The following is a 21,625-nucleotide window of genomic DNA, read 5'->3' on the forward strand; positions in this document are numbered from 1 at the left end:
GCCGCATATGCTCAGCAAAAAGATCCGCACTTACCTGGTTCTCGGCGCTCTCGCCCTGCTGCTGGCTGCAGCCGGCTACTGGAACGTCAGCCCGGAAAGTTTCATGGACCAGCCGGCACAAGTGGCCGACGACACGGCCATCGACTATTACGTCATCAATGCGCGCAGCGTGCAGTACCTGCCCGACGGCAAGGTCCAGTACGAGATGACCGCCGACAAGGTCGAGCACCTGAAGGCCACCGAGGTGTCCCTGGTGACCACCCCGGACCTGCAGATGTACCGTGGCACGCTCTACCCCTGGCATGTGCAGAGTACCCGTGCCGAGGTCTCGCCCTCCGGGGACCAGGTGGAGCTGATCGACAACGTTCGCGTGGCGCGCACCGATGAAAAGCAACGCGCGACCATCATCACCAGCAGTCGGATGACTGTATTCCCACAGAAGCAATATGCGCAGACCGAGCAAGCCGTTAAAATCGACGCCGCCGGCGGTGTCAGCACGGCGGTCGGGATGAAAGCCTATTTGAAAGACGGCAGGATGGACCTGTTGTCCAAAGTAAGAGGACAGTATGACGCTCGTTAAAACCCTCCCTTTATTGCTCGGCCTGGGCGCAGCACTGGGAAGCGCGAGCGCCTGGTCCCTGCCGACCGACCGTGATCAGCCGATCCACATCCAGTCCGACGACGCGCAGCTGGACGACAAAAAAGGCATCGCCACCTATAAAGGCAACGTAATCATCACCCAGGGCTCGATGAAGATCACCGGCAACACCGTGACCATCACCCGCAATGCCCAGGGCGAAGTCGACGTGTTCACTTCGGTGGGCAACCTGGCCTATTACGAGCAGAAGCCCGCGGTGGACAAGCCCATCGTCCAGGCCTATGCCGTCACCATCCAGTACTACGCGGCGCAGGATCGCATCGTGCTGATCGACAAGGCCAAGGTCATCAACGACGGCAACACCTCCGAAGGCGAGAAGATCGTCTACGACACCGTGCGCCAGGTCGTCAGTGCCGGCCGCGCCACAGGCAACCAGGTCACCGCGCCACGTCCGCGCATCGACATGGTCATCCAGCCGAAAAAGAAAACCGAACAGCAGCAGAAGGCGCAGTAAATGGCGACGCTTAAAGCCCAGCACCTGGCCAAGAGCTACAAGAGCCGCCAGGTCGTACGCGATGTCAGCCTGTCCATCGACAGCGGTCAGATCGTCGGCCTGCTGGGCCCCAATGGCGCCGGCAAGACGACCTGCTTCTACATGATTGTCGGCCTGGTCCAGGCCGACCAGGGCCGCGTACTGATCGACGACCTGGACGTCAGTCACCAGCCCATGCACGGCCGCGCCCGTGCCGGCATCGGCTATCTGCCACAGGAAGCCTCGATCTTCCGCAAGCTGAGCGTGGCCGACAACATCATGGCGATCCTCGAGACCCGCAAGGAACTCGATGCCGCCGCCCGCCGCAAGGAACTGGAAAGCCTCCTGCAGGAATTCCACATCACCCACATCCGCGACAGCCTCGGCATGAGCCTGTCCGGTGGTGAACGCCGCCGCGTGGAGATCGCCCGCGCCCTGGCCACCTCGCCGAAGTTCATCCTGCTCGACGAACCCTTCGCCGGTGTAGACCCGATTTCGGTCGGCGACATCAAGCAGATCATCCATCACCTCAAGGCCAAGGGCATCGGTGTCCTGATCACCGACCACAACGTGCGTGAGACCCTGGACATCTGCGAAACCGCCTACATCGTCAACGACGGCCAGCTGATCGCCGAAGGCGATGCCGAGACCATCCTGGCCAACCAGCTGGTGAAAGAGGTTTACCTGGGCCACGAATTCCGCCTCTGACAGCGCTCAGGCTGTTGACAACAGATTATTTGTCATGACGCTCTAGGCAAGCACTCGGGCTTCAGGCATATAATTTGCTTATAAGGCGGCGCCCAGGCGCCCTGTAGTGGATGGCGCTCTCCGGCGCCGGCGAATGAAGGTGTTGAGCAACTGCCATGAAACCATCGCTAGTCTTGAGAATGGGCCAGCAGCTGACGATGACGCCGCAGCTGCAACAGGCCATCCGCTTGCTTCAGCTCTCGACCCTGGATCTGCAACAAGAGATCCAGGAAGCGCTGGAATCCAACCCGATGCTGGAACGCCAGGAAGAAGGCGACGACTTCGACAATTCCGACCCCATGGCGGACAACGTCGAGAACAAGGTGACCAGCGAGCCACAGGAACCGACCTTCCAGGAAACCGCCACCACGGTGGACAACCTCGAGGAAGGCGACTGGAACGAGCGCATCCCCAATGAGCTGCCGGTCGACACCGCCTGGGAAGACATCTACCAGACCAGTGCCAGCAGCCTGCCCAGCAGCGACGACGATGACTGGGACTTCACCACCCGCACCTCGGTCGGCGAGAGCCTGCAAAGCCATCTGCTCTGGCAGCTCAACGTCGCACCGATGTCCGACACCGATCGCCTGATCGCCGTCACCCTCATCGACTGCATCAACGACCAGGGCTACCTGGAAGAATCCCTCGACGAACTGCTGGAAGCCTTCGACCCGGAGCTGGATATCGAGCTCGATGAGATCGAGGCCGTGCTGCATCGCATCCAGCAGTTCGAACCGGCCGGGGTGGGGGCGCGCACCCTCGGCGAATGCCTGTTGCTGCAACTGCGCCAGCTGCCCGCCAAGACCCCTTGGCTGAGCGAAGCCCAGCGCCTGGTCAGCGACTTCATCGACCTGCTCGGCGGTCGCGACTATTCGCAGCTGATGCGGCGCATGAAGCTCAAGGAAGACGAACTGCGCCAGGTCATCGAACTGGTGCAGAGCCTCAACCCCCGCCCTGGTTCGCAGATCGAGTCCAGCGAGCCGGAGTACGTGGTGCCTGACGTGATCGTGCGCAAGGACAGCGACCGCTGGCTGGTGGAGCTGAACCAGGAGGCGGTGCCACGCCTGCGCGTCAACCCGCAGTACGCCGGTTTCGTACGCCGCGCCGACACCAGCGCCGACAACACCTTCATGCGCAACCAGTTGCAGGAAGCGCGCTGGTTCATCAAGAGCCTGCAGAGCCGCAACGAAACGCTGATGAAGGTCGCCACGCAGATCGTCGAGCACCAGCGCGGCTTCCTGGAGTACGGCGACGAAGCCATGAAACCGCTGGTCCTGCACGACATCGCCGAAGCGGTAGGCATGCACGAATCGACCATTTCCCGGGTCACCACGCAGAAGTTCATGCATACGCCACGCGGCATATACGAGTTGAAATACTTCTTCTCCAGCCACGTCAGCACCTCCGAAGGCGGCGAATGCTCGTCCACGGCGATCCGCGCCATCATCAAGAAACTGGTGGCCGCGGAAAATCAGAAAAAGCCATTGAGTGACAGCAAGATCGCTGGTTTACTGGAGGCACAAGGCATTCAAGTCGCCCGTCGCACCGTCGCCAAGTACCGCGAATCGCTGGGCATTGCACCCTCCAGCGAGCGCAAGCGGCTGATGTGACCGATGGGGTTCAGGCGGCGATCCCGAGCTCGATCGCAGCCGAACCCGGCCAAAGCGTTCCAGTGGCAGGCACGGCCTGCCTCTTATGCACAGGCAAAGGAGAGAGCAGTATGCAAGTCAACATCAGTGGACACCAACTGGAAGTGACCAAGCCCCTGCGCGAATATGTGGAGCTCAAACTCAAGAAACTCGAAGGACATTACGACAAGATCACCAATGTCCAGGTCACCATGACGGTCGAGAAGCTGAAACAGAAAATCGAAGCCACGATGCATATCCCTGGTGGTGAAGTGGTGGCCAACGCCGAACATGACGACATGTATGCGGCCATCGACCTGCTCACCGACAAGCTCGACAGACAATTGCTCAAGCACAAGGAAAAGCAGCAAAGCATCCTCAAGGGTGCGACCGCTCGCTAACACACCCGACCCATGATCCGACTTGAAGATATCCTGACCCCCGGCCGTTCCCTGGTGAACGTGCCGGGCGGCAGCAAGAAGCGCGTACTCGAACAGATTGCCAACCTGATCGGCCGTGAAGTACCGCAACTCGAAGCCAATACCGTATTCGAAAGCCTCGTGGCCCGTGAAAAGCTCGGCTCCACGGGCTTTGGCAATGGCATTGCCATTCCCCACTGCCGCCTCGCCAACTGCTCATCGCCGGTCAGTGCGGTGCTGCACCTGGAAACCCCGGTCGACTTCGACGCCATCGACGGCGCGCCCGTCGACCTGCTGTTCGTGCTGCTGGTCCCCGAGGCTGCCACCAACGAGCACCTCGAACTGCTGCGCCAGATCGCCAGCATGCTCGACCGCGACGAGGTCCGCCGGCAGCTGCGCGCCGCGCCAAGCAGCGATGCGCTGTACCAGGCAGTGCTGAAAGAACTCAAGGGCCATTGACCATGAGCCCGCGCATGATCGTCGTCAGTGGTCGTTCCGGTTCCGGCAAGAGCACTGCGCTCGACATGCTGGAAGACAACGGTTTCTACTGCGTCGACAATCTGCCAGCGGGCCTGCTGCCCGAGCTGGCGGAACGCGCACTGCTCAACACCGAACAGACCGAGCCGCTGCTGGCGGTCTCGATCGACGCGCGCAACATGCCCAGCCATCTGAGCCGCTTTCCGCAGATCCTGGAAGAACTCCGCGCCCGACATATCCAGTGCGACGTGCTCTACCTGGACGCCGATGATGCCACCCTGCTCAAGCGTTTTTCGGAAACCCGTCGCCGCCATCCGTTGAGCAGCTCGCAGCGCTCCCTGGCCGAAGCCATCCACGACGAGAGCCTGCTGCTCGGCCCGATCGTCGACCTGGCCGACCTGAAGATCAACACCACGCACCTGAACCTTTACCAGCTGCGCGACACCATCAAGTTGCGCCTGCTGAACAAGCCGGAACCCGGCACCGCGTTTCTCATCGAATCCTTCGGCTTCAAGCGCGGCATGCCGGTGGATGCCGATCTGGTGTTCGACGTGCGATGTCTGCCCAACCCTTACTGGAAGCCGGAGCTGCGCGAGCATTCCGGTCTGGACCCGGTGGTGGCCGAGTACCTGGCAGCGCAGCCAGACGTAGAAGAGATGTTCCAGGACATCTTCGCCTATCTGAACAAATGGCTGCCGCGCTTCGCGGCCAGCAACCGTTCCTATGTCACCATTGCCATTGGCTGCACCGGCGGGCACCACCGCTCGGTCTACCTGACCGAACGCCTGGGCCAGATCCTGCAACAAACACTCAAGAACGTTCAGGTCCGTCACCGCGACCTCAGCTGAAGGACTTTCACTGCGATGCCCGTTCGTCAAATCACCATCATCAACAAACTGGGCCTGCACGCCCGGGCCGCTGCCAAGTTCGTCGGCGTGGCCGGCAAGTTCCCCTGCCAGATCAAGGTCGGCCGCTCGCCGGAGAGCCTGGTGGACGGCAAGAGCATCATGGCCGTCATGATGCTGGCCGCTGGCAAGGGCACCGACATCCACCTGTTCGCCGAAGGCGAACAGGACGAGCAGGCTCTCGATGGCCTGGTCGAGCTGATCAACAACAAGTTCGATGAAGGCGAGTGACCACGCCAGCGAGCACAAAAAAGGGGATGCCACACGGTATCCCCTTTTTCGTGATCGCCTGGGCGTCTAGGCACCCAGCCATGTGACCGCGTGGGCCACCAGCAGGACAACTCCGCCAAACAACAACAGGCTGCCCAGAACCCGGCGCAAGCGCTTGAGACGCACGCCCGCAGTACTTGAACCTCTACCCTGCGCGGCTTTTTCCACCACGAGCATCAGCCCAGCGCTGCCTGGTAGCGGCGCGCCACTTCATCCCAATTGATGACGTTGTAGAAGGCACCGATGTATTCGGCGCGGCGGTTCTGGTACTTCAGGTAGTAGGCGTGCTCCCAGACATCCAGGCCCAGGATCGGCGTGTTGCCGTGCATCAGCGGGCTGTCCTGGTTCGCGCTGTGCTCGACCACCAGTTTTTTCTCTGGGGTAACGCTCAGCCAGGCCCAGCCGCTGCCGAAGCGCTTGACCGCCGCGTCGGTGAACGCACTCTTGAAGGCTTCGAAGCCGCCCAGTTGCGTATCGATGGCCTGGGCCAGCACACCGCTTGGCTGGCCACCGCCCTGGGGCTTCATCACGGTCCAGAACAGCGAGTGGTTGGCGTGCCCGCCGCCGTGGTTGATGACCACCGGGCGCAGGTTTTCCGGCAGGCTGTTGACCCTGGCCACCAGCTCTTCGACCGGCAGCGACTCGTACTCGGTGCCGGCGATGGCCTTGTTGATGTTATCGATGTAGGTCTGGTGGTGCTTGGTGTGGTGGATCTGCATGGTTTGCGTGTCGACGTGCGGCTCCAGCGCCTCGTAGGCGTAGGGCAGTGCAGGCAAGGTATAGGGCATATCAGTGGACTCCTTGGTATTGGCCGATCGGCGAATGCCGGCGCACGCCAGGCTCACGCTCACCCACGCCGCTCAGCAGGCGCTGGGTGCGCGGGTACTCACCGTGTTCGCTGATGAAATTCAGCAGCTCGGCATAGGTGTGGTTGCTGTGGCGCAAGGCCGCCTGGCGCAGGGCTTCGGGCAGCCGTGGGTTCTGAACGGCCTGCAGCAGCCGCTGATGGATAGCGCAGAGGTATTCGGCGCTCTCCTCCGGCTGCCCCAGGCTCAGGTGCAGGTCGGCCAGGTTGTGATGGGAAATGACGCAGGCGGCCACGGCTTCGTCCGCGTCCGCCCAGCGCTCGAACAGCACCTGGGCGAGCGCCAGGGCCTGAAGGTACAACTCACGAGCCTCGACCCAGTCGCCGAGGTTGAAACAGCGATTGGCCTGTTCGATGGTGCGTTTCCAATGCTGCATGATCACCTCCAGAACGCCGGGCGCGACTCGCTCAGATCCCGCCGGCGGTGAGTTTTTCGGGGTTGAGCAACGTCTCCAGCTGGCTGCGTTGCAGGTCGGTGTGTTCCAGGGCCACATCGATAATGGGGCGGCCCTGCTGGTAGGCCTTCTTGGCGATCTCGGCGGCCTTCTGGTAACCGATGATCGGGTTGAGTGCGGTGACCAGGATCGGGTTGCGCGACAGCGCCTCCTGGAGCTTGGCCTGGTTGACCTTGAAGCTGGCGATGGCCTTGTCGGCCAGCAGGCGGCTGGCGTTGGCCAGCAGCTCGATACTGCGCATCAGGTTGTCGGCGATGATCGGCAACATCACGTTCAGCTCGAAGTTGCCCGACTGCCCGGCCACCGTGATCGCCGCGTCGTTGCCGATCACTTGGGCGGCGACCATGGCGGTGGCCTCGGGGATCACCGGGTTGACCTTGCCCGGCATGATCGACGACCCGGGCTGCAAGGCTTCGAGTTCGATCTCACCAAGCCCGGCCAAGGGGCCGGAGTTCATCCAGCGCAGGTCGTTGGCGATCTTCATCAGCGAGACCGCAGTGGCCTTGAGCTGACCGGAGACGGCCACGGCGGTGTCCTGCGAACCGATCAGCGCAAACAGGTTCTGGCCAGGGGTGAAGGTCACTCCGCTCAGGGCACTCAGGTGAGCATTGAAGCGCTGGGCGAATTCGGGGTGGGCGTTGATGCCGGTGCCGACGGCGGTGCCACCCTGGGCCAGGGACTGCAGGCTCGGCTGCAGCGCCTGCAGGTTGACGATGTTGGCGCGCAGCTGGCTGGCCCAGCCGTCGAGCACCTGGCTCATGCGCACCGGCATGGCGTCCATCAGGTGGGTGCGGCCGGTCTTGACGAACGGATGCACCTGTACGGCCTTGTCGGCAGTGACCTTGACCAGGTGCTCCAGTGCCGGCAGCAGGTGCTCATGCAAGGCCAAGGCGGCACTGACATGGATGGTGGTAGGGATGATGTCGTTGCTGCTCTGGCCGCAGTTGACATGGTCGTTGGGGTTGACCGTCTCGCCCAGGATGCGTGTGGCCAGGGTGGCGATCACCTCGTTGGCGTTCATGTTGGAGCTGGTGCCGGAGCCAGTCTGGAAGATATCCACCGGGAAATGCACCATGAAGTCCTCGGCCAGCAGTTGCTCGACGGCCTGGACGATGGCACGGCTCTGCCCGGCACTGATCTGCTGCAGCTCCAGGTTGGCCTTGGCTGCGGCAGATTTGGCCAGCAGCAAGGCACGGATGAACTGCCGCGGCATGCGCTGCTGGCTGATCGGGAAGTTGTCTACCGCACGCTGGGTCTGGGCACCGTACAGCGCCTCGGCGGGCACCTGCAGTTCACCCATGCTGTCGCGTTCGATACGGGTATTACTCATCGGAATGTCCTTGCAGCAGTTCAGTGAGAGAAATCGAAGGTTGCAGCACGCAGCTGGCCAGCTCATAGGCGCAGGCGCGCCATTGGCGGTCGCTCGCCAGGGTCTTGAGATCCCGCAGCGGCCGCCAGCACTGGTCCAGGCACAGGCAGCGCCAGTGCCACGGCAGCACCGTGTCGCGGGCGGTGTCGAGCAACAGGCGGAATGAGGCCTGGGCGATATGGCGATTGGGAATGCCCTTGAAGCGGGCCAGATAGCGGCCTTCGGCGAGGTAGTGATCGATGAGGCGAGGCTCGTCCGGGTCGAGCCCGCAACGGATCCGCAGACCCAGTGCGTGCCAGCTTTGCAGCTGCGGCAATTCATGCAGGACAGACGCCATGAGCCCCTCTCACCCAATTAATGATACTCATTATTAATTGAGATTAAGAATCATGACAACCCTGGAATTTGCCGAGGCCACGAGCGCAAGAATCGGGTACAAGCGGCTTTAGCCGCGAAAATGCCGGTAAAGAAAATACATTTGCTGTGAATGTGACGCCGTCTTCGCGGCTGAAGCCGCTCCTACCCTGTCGGGCTGATCAAGGGGGAAATTTCGCTTGCCGGGGCAATTCCTACCCATCAGTCAGGCTTTTCCTGCGGTCATTTCGCTTTCATTTGTGCGAACTTTCCGAGAAAATCCCGGCCTCTTGCATGGGGTATCGTCGAACACTAGGCTGCGTTCGTCGCTGAATATCAGCGATCGGGTTTAGCAGCTCGTTGTGACGACCGCACGCATGTACCGCCTATGGCGGCTTTGCGTGGGGCACCTTCGGGTGCGCCGGTTTTTGCGTCGTCCACCGGTCTGCTAACCCGCGACAAAGCCGCCACCTCTCGCACGTTTAGCAGCGTCCGTCCGGTGGCCCTCATCAGGACGACGTCATGAAAACCGTAATTCCCGACCCACCCTGCCTCGAAGACGCCCTGCTCCACATCCACAACGTGCTACGCAGCGCCGCCGCCACCGCCTATGAAAGCGCCGATCAGCTCAACGGCCCGCAACGCGATCTGGCCCTATCCACCCATCACCTGATCGGCCTGGCCCAGTCACTGCTCGACGAAACCCTGGAGCGGCTGGAAACGGCCTGATTCAAGCAGGGCTCATAGCGGTGCTCCAGCCACACCCGGTAGGAGCGGCTTCAGCCGCGAATTCACTGCACTTCACCACCGATGCAGTTAATATCCTGGCGATTCGCGGCTAAAGCCGCTCCTACTGGTGCCGCCTTGAAGGATCAGCTGCCCGCGACGGTCATGCGCTCGATCAGCACCGAGCCGGTGCGAATGTTGCCGCGCAGCTCCAGGTCGCTGCCCACGGCGACGATCTGGCGGAACATCTCGCGCATGTTGCCGGCAATCGTGACTTCCTGGACCGGGAACTGGATCTCGCCATTCTCTACCCAATAACCCGCGGCGCCCCGCGAGTAGTCGCCGGTGACCATGTTCAGGCCGCTGCCCATCAATTCGGTGACCAGCAGGCCACGCCCCATGCGGCGCAGCAGCGCAGCCTGATCCTCGCTGCCATGGGTGACGAACAGGTTATGCACACCGCCGGCGTTGGCCGTGCTCGGCATGCCCAGCTTGCGCCCCGAGTAGGTGCTCAGCACATAGGACACCAGGTCGCCATTCTCGACGAACGGCTTGGCATAGGTCGCCAGGCCGTCGCCGTCGAATGCCGCGCTGCCCAGGGCGCGCATCAGGTGCGGACGCTCGTCGATGGTCAGCCACTCGGGGAACAGGCGCTGGCCCAGCGTGCCCTCCAGGAAGGATGACTTGCGGTACAGGTTGCCGCCGGAAATCGCCCCCAGGAAGCTGCTGAACAGACCACCGGCCAGCTCGGCCGAGAACAGCACCGGCACTTCGCAGGTCGGCACCGGGCGGGCACCGAGGCGGCTGGCAGCCCGTTGCGCGGCCTTGCGCCCGATACTCTGCGCATCACTCAGCAGTTCGCCCTGGCGGTTGACGTCATACCAGTAGTCGCGCTGCATCTGGCCGCCGTCTTCGGCGATCATCACGCAGCTCAGGCTGTGCCGGGTGGAGGCGTAGCCGCCGATGAAACCGTTGCTGTTGCCGTACACCCGGCAGCCCTGATGGGTGTTGAGGGTGGTGCCGTCGGCATTGCGGATGCGGCTGTCGGCTTCGAAGGCCGCCGCCTCGCAGGCCAGAGCTTTCTCGATGGCTTGCTCGGGGCTGATGTCCCACGGGTGGAACAGGTCGAAATCCTGGATATCCCGCGCCATCAGCGCAGCATCGGCCAGCCCCGCACTGTGGTCTTCGGAGGTGTGCTCGGCAATCGCCAGGGCGGCGGCGACGGTTTCGCGGATCGCCTCCGGGCCGGTGGCGGAGGTGCTGGCCGAGCCCTTGCGCTGGCCAACGTACAGGGTGATACCGAAACCCTGGTCGCGATTGAACTCGACGGTCTCGACTTCGCGCTGGCGCACCGAGGTCGACAACCCTTGGTCCACGGACACCGCCACTTCACAGGCCGTGGCGCCCTGGCGGCGCGCTTCGGCGATGATCTGCTCGACCTGTTCCTGCAGGGCGGGCAAGGCCTGCGGGCCGACGCTTGGGGTTGCACTCATGACTTTCTCCATCAAATTCTGCTTTCGGCACGGCCCGTATACCGAGCGGGCCGGACAAGCGGCCCCCGACTGGTTATCATGGCGCCGTTTATTTTCGGACGGCCCCCATGGTTGATTCTTACGACGACTCCCTTGATGGGGAGAAAAGCAAAACCCAGGTAAAACGTGAAATGCAGGCTCTGGTAGAGCTTGGCGAACGCCTGACGACCTTCAAACCCGACCTGCTGGACAAGCTGCCGCTGACCGACGGCCTGCGCAAGGCGCTGGCCGAAGCCCCGAAGCACACGGCCCACGCCGCGCGCAAACGGCACATCCTGTTCATCGGCAAGCTGATGCGCGACCAGGACCAGGAAGCCATCCTCGCCATGGTCGACCAGCTCGACAGCTCGACCCGCCAGTACAACGAGCGCTTCCACGCCCTGGAGCGCTGGCGCGACCGGCTGATCGGCGGTGATGACGGCGACCTGGAAAAATTCGTCGCCGAGTACCCCGATGCCGACCGCCAGCAACTGCGCTCGCTGATCCGCCAGGCCCAGCACGAGGTGGCGCGCAACAAGCCGCCGGCCTCGAGCCGCAAGATCTTCAAATACATCCGCGAAGTGGACGAGCTGCAGCGCGGCCTGCGCTGAAGCCCTCCCCCTGCACGCCACTCAAGCCCCGGTGCCGCCCACGGTGATCGCATCGAGCTTGAGGGTCGGCTGGCCTACGCCGACCGGCACCGACTGACCATCCTTGCCACAGGTGCCGACGCCGCTGTCCAGCGCCAGGTCGTTGCCGACCATCGACACCCGGCTCATGGCCTCGGGCCCGTTGCCGATCAGGGTCGCACCCTTGACCGGCGTGGTGATGCGCCCGTCTTCGATCAGGTAGGCCTCGCTGGTCGAAAACACGAACTTGCCGCTGGTGATGTCGACCTGACCACCGCCGAGGTTGGCGCAGTACAGGCCTTTCTTCACCGAGGCGATGATTTCCTGCGGGTCGCTCTGCCCGCCGAGCATGTAGGTGTTGGTCATGCGCGGCATCGGCAAGTGCGCGTAGGACTCGCGGCGACCGTTGCCGGTACGCGCCACGCCCATCAGCCGGGCGTTGAGCTTGTCCTGCATGTAGCCCTTGAGCACACCGTTCTCGATCAGCGTGGTGCACTGGGTCGGTGTGCCTTCGTCGTCGACGCTCAGCGAACCCCGGCGACCGGCCAGGGTGCCGTCGTCGACGATGGTGCACAGGCTCGACGCCACCTTCTCGCCCATGCGTCCGCTGTAGGCCGAGCTGCCCTTGCGGTTGAAGTCGCCTTCCAGGCCATGACCGACCGCCTCGTGCAACAGCACGCCGGACCAGCCCGAACCGAGCACCACCGGCAGCGTACCGGCCGGGGCCGGCACCGCTTCGAGGTTGACCAGCGCCTGGCGCAAGGCCTCGCGGGCATAGCCCATGGCGCGGTCTTCGTTGAGGAAATAACGGTAGTCGGTGCGCCCGCCACCGCCGTGCCCGCCGCGCTCGCGGCGACCGTTCTGCTCGACGATGACACTGACATTGAAGCGCACCAGCGGGCGTACATCGGCGGCCAGGCTGCCATCGGCTGCGGCCACCAGAATACGCTCCCAGACCCCGGCCATGCTCACCGAAACCTGCTGGATACGTGGGTCGAGGGCACGGGTGGCGACGTCGATACGCTTGAGCAGCTCGACCTTCTCGGCGCGGCTGAGCACTTCAAGGGGGTTGTCCGGTGCGTAGAGCTGCGCGACATCCTGGGCACTGAAGGCCTGCACGCGGCCGTTCTGCCCGGCGCGGGAAATCGAACGGGCGGCACGGGCCGCCGCCGTCAGGGCTTCGAGGTTGATCGCGTTGCTGTAGGCGAAGCCGGTCTTTTCACCGGACTGCGCGCGTACGCCGACGCCTTGGTCGAGGTTGAAGCTGCCTTCCTTGACGATACCGTCCTCAAGGGCCCAGGACTCGGAAATGATGCCCTGGAAATACAGGTCGGCGGCATCGATGCCAGGCCCGGCCAGCTCGCCCAGCACCGACTGCAGGTTGTCCAGGCTCAGGCCACCGGGGGCCAGGAGATGTTCGCTGACTGAGGACACGTGACTCATATTCACTCCGAAGCAGGCCGCACCGCGTCCTGCACTGAAAATCGCCGGTGACTCGACACCGGCATCCGCGCCCGGATGGACGCCTGTTCTTCGTTGTCGCGCTGGGCCAGCAGCACGCCCTCGCCCTTGGCCTGCTCGGCCAGGATGCGCCCCCAAGGGTCGACGATCGCCGCCTGCCCCCAGGTTTCCCGCGGGCCGGGATGCACGCCACCCTGCGCGGCGGCCAGCAGGTAGCACTGGGTCTCGATGGCGCGGGCGCGGATCAGCACCTCCCAGTGCGCCGCGCCGGTCACCGCCGTGAACGCCGACGGCGCGCTGATCAGCTCGGCACCGGCTTCACGCAGGGCCGTGTACAGCTCCGGGAAGCGCAGGTCGTAGCAGACACTCAGGCCCAGACGCCCGACCGGGGTATCGGCGACCACGATGCGGCTCCCATGAGCATAGTCATCGGATTCACGATAGCGCCCGCGATTGTCCGTCACATCCACATCGAACAGGTGCAGCTTGTCATAGCGTGCGACCTGTGCGCCGTATTCGTCGATCAGCAGCGAGCAGGCCGTGACCTTGCCATCGGGCTGCCCCTCGGGCGGCAACGGCAAGGTGCCGGCGACTATCCATAACCTGAGGTCGCGGGCCGCCTGTTTCAACCAGGGCAGCACCGGTCCCTGCCCGGTGGCTTCGGCATGGCCCAGCGCAGCGGCATCGCGCCGCCCCAGCGCCGAGAAGTTTTCCGGCAGCACCGCCAGGCGCGCGCCCTGCCCCGCCGCCTGCTCCAGCAGGGCACGGGCCTGGCGCAGGTTGGCATCGATGTCGCTCTGGCTGACCATCTGGATGACCGCGAATGTCACGCTGCTCTCCCGGATCGTGCGGCGGGCCGCGCCATCACTGTGGTTTCTCGAAGGGTTTGTCGAAGGTGATCTTCGGCTCTTTCCAGGGCCCTTCGACCTTGTACTGGACGCTGGCGAAACGTGCAACGCGGTCGCCCAGCAGCTTGTCAGCGATGAATAGCGCACCACCGATGGCCGGCGCACCGACGATCAGCGCGGCGATCGGCAGGTTATTGGTCAGCGGCAGGGTCACCAGCAGCTTGGCATCGACGCGGTCCTTGACCATGTCCAGAGTGCCATCAAGCTCCAGGTTGCTCGACGGGCCGGTCAGGGTAATGGGCTTGCGAGTCACGTAAACGCCATCGCTGGCCACCAGCACGCCCTTGACCTTGTCGTAACTCAGGCCCTTGCCCAACAGGTCGGAGAAGTCCAGGCGCAGGCGCCGGCCGATGGAGTTGAAGTTGAGCAGGCCGAATACGCGCAGGGCCTGTGCGCCGCCTTCGACTTCGACGAACTGGCCGTTGGCAAGATTGGCATCCAGCGTGCCCGAATAGCGCTTCAGGCCCACCCAGGCCGGCGAGCCGGGCCAACGGCCGTCGATGTCCAGGTCGAACTTCTCGCTGGTCACCGTGGGCGCGAAGCCCCAGGCCTTGAGCACGTCGCCGAGGTTCTTGCCCGTCACGTGGCCCTTGAGCCAGCTGCTGCTGGCGCCAGGGGCGCCTTCCCAGCCGCCTTCGCCGGTCAGCTGCAGGCCCTTGAGGCCCAGGCTCATGTCGTTGAAGCGCAGCCCGGCAGGTGTCTGGCGGGTTTTCAGGCCCCAACTGCCGAGCAGTTGCTCGCCCTGGAACAACTGGTCGACCTTCACGTTCAGCGCAGGAATGTTGCGTGGGTCGACATCGCCCAGCGGGTCAGGTGCGTTGTCCGAGGCCTGCGCGGCCGGATCGGCTGCTGGCAGGCGCACGTACTGCATGGCGATGTCCAGCGGCGCATTCTTGGCATCCGGCAGCGTGGCGTTGCCCTTGGCCTGGGCACTGTCCAGCGACAACTGCCAGGCCGGGCCGCTGCGTTGCAGCTGCACGCGGGCCTGGTCGAGGGTGGTGCCCATGGCGGTCAGCTTGCCCAGCTGCAGGTCGACACGGTTGAGCAGTTGCCGGGCGTTGCCACCCGGGTCGTTGCCGCTGTAGCGCTGCGCCACCGCCTGCCAGGGCGCGATGTCCAGTTCCGGCAGGCTGCCGCTGACGCGCAGCCCCTTGGCTTGCGGTACCACGGCACCGCCCTGGCCGAGGAACAGCTCGCCACGGCCCTGCAACGGGTCGCTGGCCGGCGCGGCCCAGGCCAGATTGGCCATATCGGCGTAGGCCGCGTCATAACGGCGCTCGCTGCCTTGCAGGGTCATGCGCAGTTCGCTGGCACGCGCCTGTTCGGCGCTCTTGCCGAACGGCGCCGGCAGGTCGATGGTCACGCCGCGCAGGTCGGAGGTGATCGCCAGGGGCGTCGAGGCGTCATCCAGGGTCAGTTGCAACTGGTAGGGAATGTCGCCCGACACCGGAATCGGCTGGTTGAAACCCAGCCATTCGGTGAGGCGCTTGATCTCGATCTGACTGCTGGCGGTGATCCGCGTGACATTCGCGCCCGGTTTGCCCTCGGCGAACACCTGCGCCGTCACCGGGCGTCCGAAGGCCTGGCCGCTGATGTTCTTGCCCGACAGGCCGCGGGCGCTGTCGAAGCGGAAATCGCCCTTGAGCTGGCTCAGTTCCAGGGGCGGGTCAGGCAGTTTGAGGCGCGCGCCCTCGCTGGCGAAATCCACTACGACCTTGGGTTCCGGACCCTTTTCCAGCGCAATGTCCAGCTTTAGCGCGCCGTTCAGCGGGCCCTCGCCCTCCCAGCCGGCGAAGGCCTTGGCAGTGCCGATTGGCGCGCTCTGGAGAATCTTCAAACCATCGACCATGCTGCCGGCGAACTTGCCATCCACCAGCAGGTGGCTGGTCTGCCCGCTCGGCACATGAGGCACTTCCACCTTCACGTCACTGATCTGGGTATCGAGCATCTGCCCCTTGTCGGCCTTGATGCGCACGCCGCTGTTCTCGACGTAGACCTTGCCGTTCACGCCGGTCAGCAACGGCCAGCCGGGCTCTACGGCCAGGGTGGCGTTACCCACGTCGAAGAACAGGCTGATCACCCGCGCGGTGTCGGGCGCGTTCTTGTGCAGCGAACCCTGGTACTGGAAGAACCCCTGATGCACGTCACCGGCCACTACGGCGGTGCGCAGCCAGTGGTCCAGCGCCGGGGTCAGCACCGCCGGCAGGTACTTGCCGGTGTACCGGCCATCGCCGTCGGTCATGCCCACCCGCAGGTCCATGTAGTCCTCATGGCCGGGCTTGAGGAAGATGCGAATCAGGAAGTCGGCGGCGATCTTGCCTTCGTCACCCAGCACCTTGATGTACGGCGCGACCAGGGTGAAACGCTCTTCGTCGAGGGTCCAGGTCAGGCGTGCATTGGCCTTGGGGTAGGTCCAGGGTTTGGCGAAGATCGGATCGAGGTGCAGCATGAAGTCTTCGCTGTCCAGACGCAGTTCGCCTTTGCCCAGATTGCCGCTGATCGCGCCGCTGACGTTACCGGCCGCCGGGGCGCCGTGGTAGGCGTCGAAGCCGACGCGGTCGAGGTTGGCGGCAAAGCTCAGACGCTCGTCGCCCACCACGTCGGGGCGCCAGTCGAGCATGACGTTGCGCAGGCCACCGGTCACGTTGAGACGGTTCACCACCTCGCGCAGGGTGTCGGGCAGCGGCGCCAGGGCGTCGAGCAACGGGGTCAGCGGGGTCAGGTCCAGGCGGTCGGCCTCGACGTGCCAGGCCGCCGGCCGCTCGCCATCGGCCAGAGTCTGCCGCGCGGTCAGGCGGCTTTCCCAGCGCTGTTCGCCCAGGCTCATGGCCAGGGAGCTGACCTTGGCCTGATAGCCCTGGTCGCTGTGGGTCAGCCAGGCATTGAGCGCCAGGTTGTCGATTTGCGCCGCCTTGCGCTCGGCATAGCGGCCGTTGATGTGCGGCGCATTGAGGCGCACGGCGGCGCTCTGCAAGGCACCGGCGCCCCACTCCAGCCAGAATTCGCCACCGGCCTTGAAGGTCGCGATATGCCAGTCTCCGGTCAGGCTCTTTGGCAGCCAGGCGGCCCAGTCGCTCTGTGGCAGGCTCAGGTACACCTGGGCCTGGGCGTCACGCCAGTGGCTGGCATCGATGCGTGTGTGCACATCCAGCGCCACGGGCTGGCCGTCGGGCAGGTTGAGTCGCGCGTCCAGGCGCTGCTGCCGGGTGCCACTGCTCAGGCTGGCATTGACGTAGGTGAAGGTCATCGGCGTCGCATCGTGCGGTTGCACGGTGATCTGGCTGTCGAGCAGCGACAGGTGCGCGACCTGCTGCAGTTGTTCGAGCACGTGTTCGGGATCGGTGGGCGTATCGTCACGCCGGGGAATGCCCTGCAGGCTCCACTGGCCTTCGGCATCCTGGCTGAGCACCACTTGCAGGCCACTGACCTCCAGATGCGCGATGCGTACCTGGCGGGCCTTCAGGCTGGCCCACAGCGCCGGCACCACCCGCACCTGGTCCAGACGCAAGGCATTGCCACCCTCGCCCACCGTAACGTCATGGGCCAGCAGCACCGGGGCAAAACCGCTCCAGCGGCCCTCCAGGCGGCCGATGCGCAAGGGCATGTCCAGGGCTGCACCGGCACGGTCTTCCACGTCGGCACGGTATTCAGCCAGCATCGGCGCCAGTTGCCGGCCAAGGCTGACATACAGGGCCGCCAGGATCAGCAGCGTGGCGCACAGCCCCAGGCTCCAACGGGTCAGGGTCGCCAGCAGGCGAGACAGGCGAGCCATGTCAGCGGCGCCTGTGCCAGGGCAGCGGATTCAGGTGCACGGGCCGGGAGCAACCGGCCTTGGCGGGCGTCGGGATGGATTCACTGGTCACGCGTTACTCGCATCGATGCATGGGACGTGGCGGCTTGCACGACAAGCTCGCTCCTACTAGAGCAGTACAACGTCATATTGTTCCTGGGAATACATCGATTCGACCTGAAAACGGATGGTGCGGCCGATGAACGCCTCCAGCTCGGCCACGTTGCCCGACTCCTCGTCGAGCAGACGATCGACCACTCGCTGGTTGGCCAGCACCCGATACCCCACCGCCTGGTAGGCGCGGGCTTCGCGGAGAATCTCGCGGAAGATCTCGTAGCAGATGGTCTCCGGGGTCTTCAGCTTGCCGCGCCCATGGCAGCAATGGCAGGGCTCGCAAAGAATCTGTTCGAGGCTTTCCCGGGTGCGCTTGCGGGTCATCTGCACCAGGCCCAGCTCGGTGATGCCGATGATGTTGGTCTTGGCATGGTCGCGTTCGAGCTGCTTTTCCAGGGTACGCAGCACCTGGCGCTGGTGCTCGACATCTTCCATGTCGATGAAGTCGATGATGATGATCCCGCCCAGGTTGCGCAGGCGCAGTTGCCGGGCGATGGCCGTGGCGGCTTCCAGGTTGGTCTTGAAGATGGTCTCTTCGAGGTTGCGGTGGCCGACGAACGCGCCGGTGTTCACGTCGATGGTGGTCATCGCCTCGGCCGGGTCGACCACCAGGTAGCCGCCGGACTTGAGCGGCACCTTGCGCTCGAGGGCCTTCTGGATTTCGTCCTCAACGCCGTAGAGGTCGAAGATCGGCCGCTCGCCGGGGTAATGCTCCAGACGATCGGCGATTTCGGGCATCAGTTCGGTGACGAACTGCCCGGTCTTCTGGAAGGTCTCTCGCGAGTCGATGCGGATCTTCTCGATGCGCGGGCTGACCAGGTCACGCAGCGTGCGCAGGGCCAGGCCGAGATCTTCGTAGATGACGCTGGGCGGGCTGATGGTCTTGATCTGCTCGCCGATCTGGTCCCAGAGCCGACGCAGGTAGCGGATGTCCATGAGGATCTCGTCGGCCCCGGCGCCCTCGGCGGCGGTACGCAGGATGAAGCCGCCGGTCTCGGTGATGCCTTCCTGCTCGACGCAGTCGCTGACCACCTTCTTGAGCCGCTCGCGCTCGGCCTCGTCCTCGATCTTCAACGAGATGCCCACATGGGCAGTACGCGGCATGTACACCAGGTAACGCGAGGGGATCGACAGCTGGGTGGTCAGGCGCGCGCCCTTGCTGCCGATGGGGTCCTTGGTGACCTGCACCACCAGGCTCTGGCCCTCATGCACCAGCGAGCTGATCGGCTCTACCGCCGAGCCTTCGCGCAGGGAAATTTCCGAAGCATGGATGAACGCCGCACGGTCCAGGCCGATATCGATGAAGGCCGCCTGCATGCCGGGCAGCACCCGCACCACCTTGCCTTTATAGATATTGCCGACGATGCCGCGACGCTGCGTTCGCTCGACGTGAACCTCTTGCAACACGCCGTTCTCCACCACCGCCACACGGGATTCCATCGGCGTGATGTTGATCAGGATTTCTTCACTCATGGCTGCTCACCTTCCAGGCCTTGCCAACAGGGTATGCCGAAATGGCCCAGCAGGTCTGCGGTTTCGCACAGTGGCAGGCCCACGACCGCCGAATAGCTGCCGTGCAGTGCCTCGACGAAAATCGCCGCCAGCCCCTGGATGGCGTAGCTGCCGGCCTTGTCGCGGGGTTCGCCGCTGCGCCAGTAGGCGTGTGCCTCGACGCTGCTGATCGGACGAAAGCGCACGCGGCTGGTGACCACCCGGCTGACGCAGCGCGAGCCGTCGACCAGGGCGACTGCGGTGAGCACCTGATGCTCACGCCCGGAAAGCGCCGCCAGGGTATCCAGGGCGTCCTGGCGGTCCACGGGCTTGCCAAGGATGCGCCCGTCGAGCACCACGGCGGTGTCGGCGCCCATCACGCAGCCACCATCCTCACCCAATAGTGCCTGGCCGGCACGCGCCTTGGCGCAGGCCAGGCGCTCGACATAGGCGGCCGGTTCTTCGTCGGGCAGCGGGGTTTCGTCGATCTCGGCGCTCAGAACGCTGAACGGTACGCCGATCTGGGTGAGCAGTTCACGTCGCCGCGGGGAACCGGAAGCCAGGTAGAGCGAAGGCATGGGGACGTCTCCGTGTCAGCGACGCTCCCGCAGAAGCTGGGGCAGAAGCGCCGCTCAATTGATTTTCAGGCGCTTGCGCAGACCGCGCAGGCCGTAGCTGATCCACGGCCACAACAGGGCACTGACCAGCGCCGGCAACACCAGCGCCAGGGTGGGCTGACGGTTACCGGTCAGGGCACTGAGCCACAGCTGCACCAGTTGCGCCACCCCGTAGACCACCAGCAGCACCAGGCACTGCTGCCACACCGGGAAGATCCGCAGGCGCGGCTGCAAAGCCATTATCAGGCAAGTGATCAGGGTGAGGATCAGCGCGTTCTGGCCCAACAGGGTGCCGTACAGCACGTCTTCCATCAGGCCCAGCAGCCAGGCGGTGGTCATGCCCACCTTCTGCGGCAGGGCCAGGGTCCAGAAGGTCAGCAGCAGGGCCAGCCACATGGGGCGGAAGATTTCCATGAACTGCGGCAGCGGCATGACGCTGAGCAGCAGGCCGATGGCAAAGGTCAGCCAGACCACCCAACCGTTGCGTCCGGAGACATGACTAACCATCGGTAGGCTCCCGGGAGCTGGACGGCGCTCGGGCCGGTGTGGATGAAGCCGGCCTGGACGCCGGGCGACTGCCGTTCGCAGCCGGGGCCGGGTTGCCACGGGCGGCCGGCTGGGTCGCAGGTGCAGGCGTGGTCGCCGGGCGCGTCACCGGCAGGTTGCTCGGGTAGAACGGCAACAAGGCACCAGGGATGTTCGACAGCACCGGCGCATAGGCCGCCGGTGCCGCTGGCTGGGCAGACGTCTCGGCGGCGTGACGCTCGGCGCTTTCCTGGGCCTGGGCGGCCTCGGCGGCACGCTCCTCGGGCGAACGCCCATCGGAGAATACCAGCAGCAGGTAACGGCTGCGGTTCAGCGCCGCCGTAGGCACCGCTCGCACGATGGCGAACGGCTGGCCCGAATCGTGGATGACTTCCTTGACCGTCGCCACCGGGTAACCGGCCGGGAAGCGCTGGCCGAGGCCGGAGCTGACCAGCAGGTCGCCTTCCTTGATGTCGGCGGTATCAGCGACGTGGCGCAGTTCCAGGCGCTCCGGGTTGCCGGTGCCGCTGGCGATGGCGCGCAGGCCGTTACGGTTGACCTGTACCGGAATGCTGTGGGTGGTGTCGGTGAGCAGCAGCACCCGCGCGGTGTAAGGCATCAGTTCGACCACCTGGCCCATCAGCCCGCGAGCGTCGAGCACCGGCTGGCCGAGAAACACCCCATCACGCTCGCCCTTGTTGATGATGATCCGGTGGGTAAAGGGGTTGGGGTCAGTGCCGATCAGTTCGGCGACTTCGACCTTTTCATTGACCAGCGCCGAGGAATTGAGCAACTCGCGCAGCCGCACGTTCTGCTCGGTCAGCGCCGCCAGCTTCTGCAGGCGCCCCTGCAGCAGCAGGGCTTCGGTCTTGAGTTTTTCGTTTTCGGCGAGCAGCTCGGTACGACTGCCAAACTGGGTAGCGACGCCCTGGAACAGGCGCTGCGGCAGATCGACGACCCAGTAGGCCTGCATCAGCACCAGCGACATCTGGCTGCGCACTGGCTTGAGCAGGGTGAAACGGGCGTCCACGACCATCAGGGCAACCGAGAGCACCGCCAGCACGAGCAGGCGCACGCCCAGCGAAGGGCCTTTGGTGAACAGCGGTTTAATGGGCCGCTCCTTTCGGGCATTCGCTCGAAGGATGGGGCCTTGCTTGGCAGTGGGTCATGAGCACGAAAAGCCTGGGCAGATGAAAGGCGCGTCGGGCGTCCGGGCCGAACGAAGGCCGACGCG

Annotated in this window: 22 protein-coding genes; 10 read left to right on the forward strand and 12 right to left on the reverse strand. The window is 64.5% G+C overall.

Going from position 1 to position 21,625, the window contains the following annotated elements:
• The first annotated feature begins 7 nt into the window (after window positions 1-7).
• The 8 genes from lptC (at window position 8) to RRX38_RS11435 (ending at window position 5,537) form a co-directional block, all read left to right on the forward strand.
• Window positions 8-580, forward strand: a complete 573-nt coding sequence (gene lptC / locus RRX38_RS11400) for an LPS export ABC transporter periplasmic protein LptC (RefSeq protein WP_295474206.1) — start codon at window positions 8-10, stop codon at window positions 578-580.
• On the forward strand, window positions 567-1,112 hold the full coding sequence (lptA, locus tag RRX38_RS11405) for a lipopolysaccharide transport periplasmic protein LptA (RefSeq protein ID WP_295474209.1): 546 nt from the start codon (window positions 567-569) through the stop codon (window positions 1,110-1,112). Before lptC ends, lptA begins: the two co-directional genes overlap by 14 nt.
• Window positions 1,113-1,838, forward strand: a complete 726-nt coding sequence (gene lptB / locus RRX38_RS11410) for an LPS export ABC transporter ATP-binding protein (protein ID WP_295474212.1) — start codon at window positions 1,113-1,115, stop codon at window positions 1,836-1,838.
• A 155-nt stretch (window positions 1,839-1,993) separates the two neighbouring features.
• Window positions 1,994-3,487 carry an RNA polymerase factor sigma-54 gene (locus RRX38_RS11415; protein ID WP_295474215.1) on the forward strand — a complete coding sequence of 498 codons (1,494 nt, stop codon included), beginning with the start codon at window positions 1,994-1,996 and terminating at the stop codon, window positions 3,485-3,487.
• Window positions 3,488-3,597: 110 nt separating this feature from the next.
• On the forward strand, window positions 3,598-3,906 hold the full coding sequence (gene hpf, locus RRX38_RS11420) for a ribosome hibernation-promoting factor, HPF/YfiA family (protein ID WP_295474217.1): 309 nt from the start codon (window positions 3,598-3,600) through the stop codon (window positions 3,904-3,906).
• 12 nt (window positions 3,907-3,918) lie between these two features.
• A complete protein-coding gene (gene ptsN / locus RRX38_RS11425; RefSeq protein ID WP_315962550.1) occupies window positions 3,919-4,383 on the forward strand; it encodes a PTS IIA-like nitrogen regulatory protein PtsN in 465 nt (154 codons plus the stop codon).
• 2 nt (window positions 4,384-4,385) lie between these two features.
• Entirely contained in the window at window positions 4,386-5,249 is an 864-nt protein-coding gene (gene rapZ, locus RRX38_RS11430) for an RNase adapter RapZ (RefSeq protein ID WP_295474223.1), read from the forward strand.
• Between the two features lie 15 nt (window positions 5,250-5,264).
• Window positions 5,265-5,537 carry an HPr family phosphocarrier protein gene (locus RRX38_RS11435; protein ID WP_295474225.1) on the forward strand — a complete coding sequence of 91 codons (273 nt, stop codon included), beginning with the start codon at window positions 5,265-5,267 and terminating at the stop codon, window positions 5,535-5,537.
• A gap of 215 nt (window positions 5,538-5,752) precedes the next feature.
• Here the strand turns inward: RRX38_RS11435 and RRX38_RS11440 are convergent, their stop codons facing one another.
• The 4 genes from RRX38_RS11440 to RRX38_RS11455 are packed head-to-tail and all read right to left on the reverse strand — an operon-like array spanning window position 5,753 to window position 8,602.
• Window positions 5,753-6,364, reverse strand: coding sequence for a superoxide dismutase (locus RRX38_RS11440; RefSeq protein ID WP_295474228.1), 612 nt, complete (start codon window positions 6,362-6,364; stop codon window positions 5,753-5,755).
• 1 nt (window position 6,365) lies between these two features.
• Complete coding sequence (locus RRX38_RS11445) at window positions 6,366-6,818, reverse strand: hypothetical protein (protein ID WP_315962551.1); 453 nt, start codon at window positions 6,816-6,818, stop codon at window positions 6,366-6,368.
• Between the two features lie 31 nt (window positions 6,819-6,849).
• Window positions 6,850-8,226: a class II fumarate hydratase gene (locus RRX38_RS11450; protein ID WP_315962552.1), complete on the reverse strand. Its 1,377-nt coding sequence runs from the start codon at window positions 8,224-8,226 to the stop codon at window positions 6,850-6,852.
• Window positions 8,219-8,602, reverse strand: coding sequence for a FagA protein (locus RRX38_RS11455; RefSeq protein ID WP_315962553.1), 384 nt, complete (start codon window positions 8,600-8,602; stop codon window positions 8,219-8,221). Before RRX38_RS11455 ends, RRX38_RS11450 begins: the two co-directional genes overlap by 8 nt.
• Before the next feature lie 539 nt (window positions 8,603-9,141).
• Between RRX38_RS11455 and RRX38_RS11460 the strand changes: the two genes are divergently transcribed.
• Window positions 9,142-9,348, forward strand: coding sequence for a DUF6124 family protein (locus RRX38_RS11460; RefSeq protein WP_315962554.1), 207 nt, complete (start codon window positions 9,142-9,144; stop codon window positions 9,346-9,348).
• Window positions 9,349-9,491: 143 nt separating this feature from the next.
• Here RRX38_RS11460 and pmbA read toward each other — a convergent pair whose 3' ends face one another.
• Entirely contained in the window at window positions 9,492-10,838 is a 1,347-nt protein-coding gene (pmbA, locus tag RRX38_RS11465; protein ID WP_295474243.1) for a metalloprotease PmbA, read from the reverse strand.
• A 107-nt stretch (window positions 10,839-10,945) separates the two neighbouring features.
• Between pmbA and yjgA the strand changes: the two genes are divergently transcribed.
• Window positions 10,946-11,467 (forward strand): ribosome biogenesis factor YjgA, encoded by a 522-nt coding sequence (yjgA, locus tag RRX38_RS11470; RefSeq protein WP_295474246.1) that lies wholly within the window; start codon window positions 10,946-10,948, stop codon window positions 11,465-11,467.
• A gap of 21 nt (window positions 11,468-11,488) precedes the next feature.
• Here yjgA and tldD read toward each other — a convergent pair whose 3' ends face one another.
• The 7 genes from tldD to mreC form a co-directional block, all read right to left on the reverse strand.
• Complete coding sequence (gene tldD, locus RRX38_RS11475) at window positions 11,489-12,928, reverse strand: metalloprotease TldD (protein WP_315962555.1); 1,440 nt, start codon at window positions 12,926-12,928, stop codon at window positions 11,489-11,491.
• Between the two features lie 2 nt (window positions 12,929-12,930).
• Window positions 12,931-13,776, reverse strand: coding sequence for a carbon-nitrogen hydrolase family protein (locus RRX38_RS11480; protein WP_295474251.1), 846 nt, complete (start codon window positions 13,774-13,776; stop codon window positions 12,931-12,933).
• A 34-nt stretch (window positions 13,777-13,810) separates the two neighbouring features.
• Window positions 13,811-17,626, reverse strand: a complete 3,816-nt coding sequence (locus RRX38_RS11485) for a YhdP family protein (RefSeq protein WP_315962556.1) — start codon at window positions 17,624-17,626, stop codon at window positions 13,811-13,813.
• Window positions 17,627-17,773: 147 nt separating this feature from the next.
• The gene (gene rng, locus RRX38_RS11490; RefSeq protein ID WP_295474256.1) at window positions 17,774-19,231 is read right to left on the reverse strand and encodes a ribonuclease G; all 1,458 of its coding nucleotides are present in this window, start codon (window positions 19,229-19,231) and stop codon (window positions 17,774-17,776) included.
• Complete coding sequence (locus RRX38_RS11495; protein ID WP_315962557.1) at window positions 19,228-19,827, reverse strand: Maf family protein; 600 nt, start codon at window positions 19,825-19,827, stop codon at window positions 19,228-19,230. Before RRX38_RS11495 ends, rng begins: the two co-directional genes overlap by 4 nt.
• Before the next feature lie 54 nt (window positions 19,828-19,881).
• Entirely contained in the window at window positions 19,882-20,373 is a 492-nt protein-coding gene (gene mreD, locus RRX38_RS11500) for a rod shape-determining protein MreD (protein WP_295474263.1), read from the reverse strand.
• Window positions 20,366-21,454 (reverse strand): rod shape-determining protein MreC, encoded by a 1,089-nt coding sequence (gene mreC, locus RRX38_RS11505; protein WP_410524903.1) that lies wholly within the window; start codon window positions 21,452-21,454, stop codon window positions 20,366-20,368. Before mreC ends, mreD begins: the two co-directional genes overlap by 8 nt.
• Window positions 21,455-21,625 lie beyond the last annotated feature (171 nt).

Origin of the sequence: Pseudomonas sp. DTU_2021_1001937_2_SI_NGA_ILE_001 (genome assembly GCF_032463525.1) — a bacterium.
Taxonomy (GTDB): domain Bacteria; phylum Pseudomonadota; class Gammaproteobacteria; order Pseudomonadales; family Pseudomonadaceae; genus Aquipseudomonas.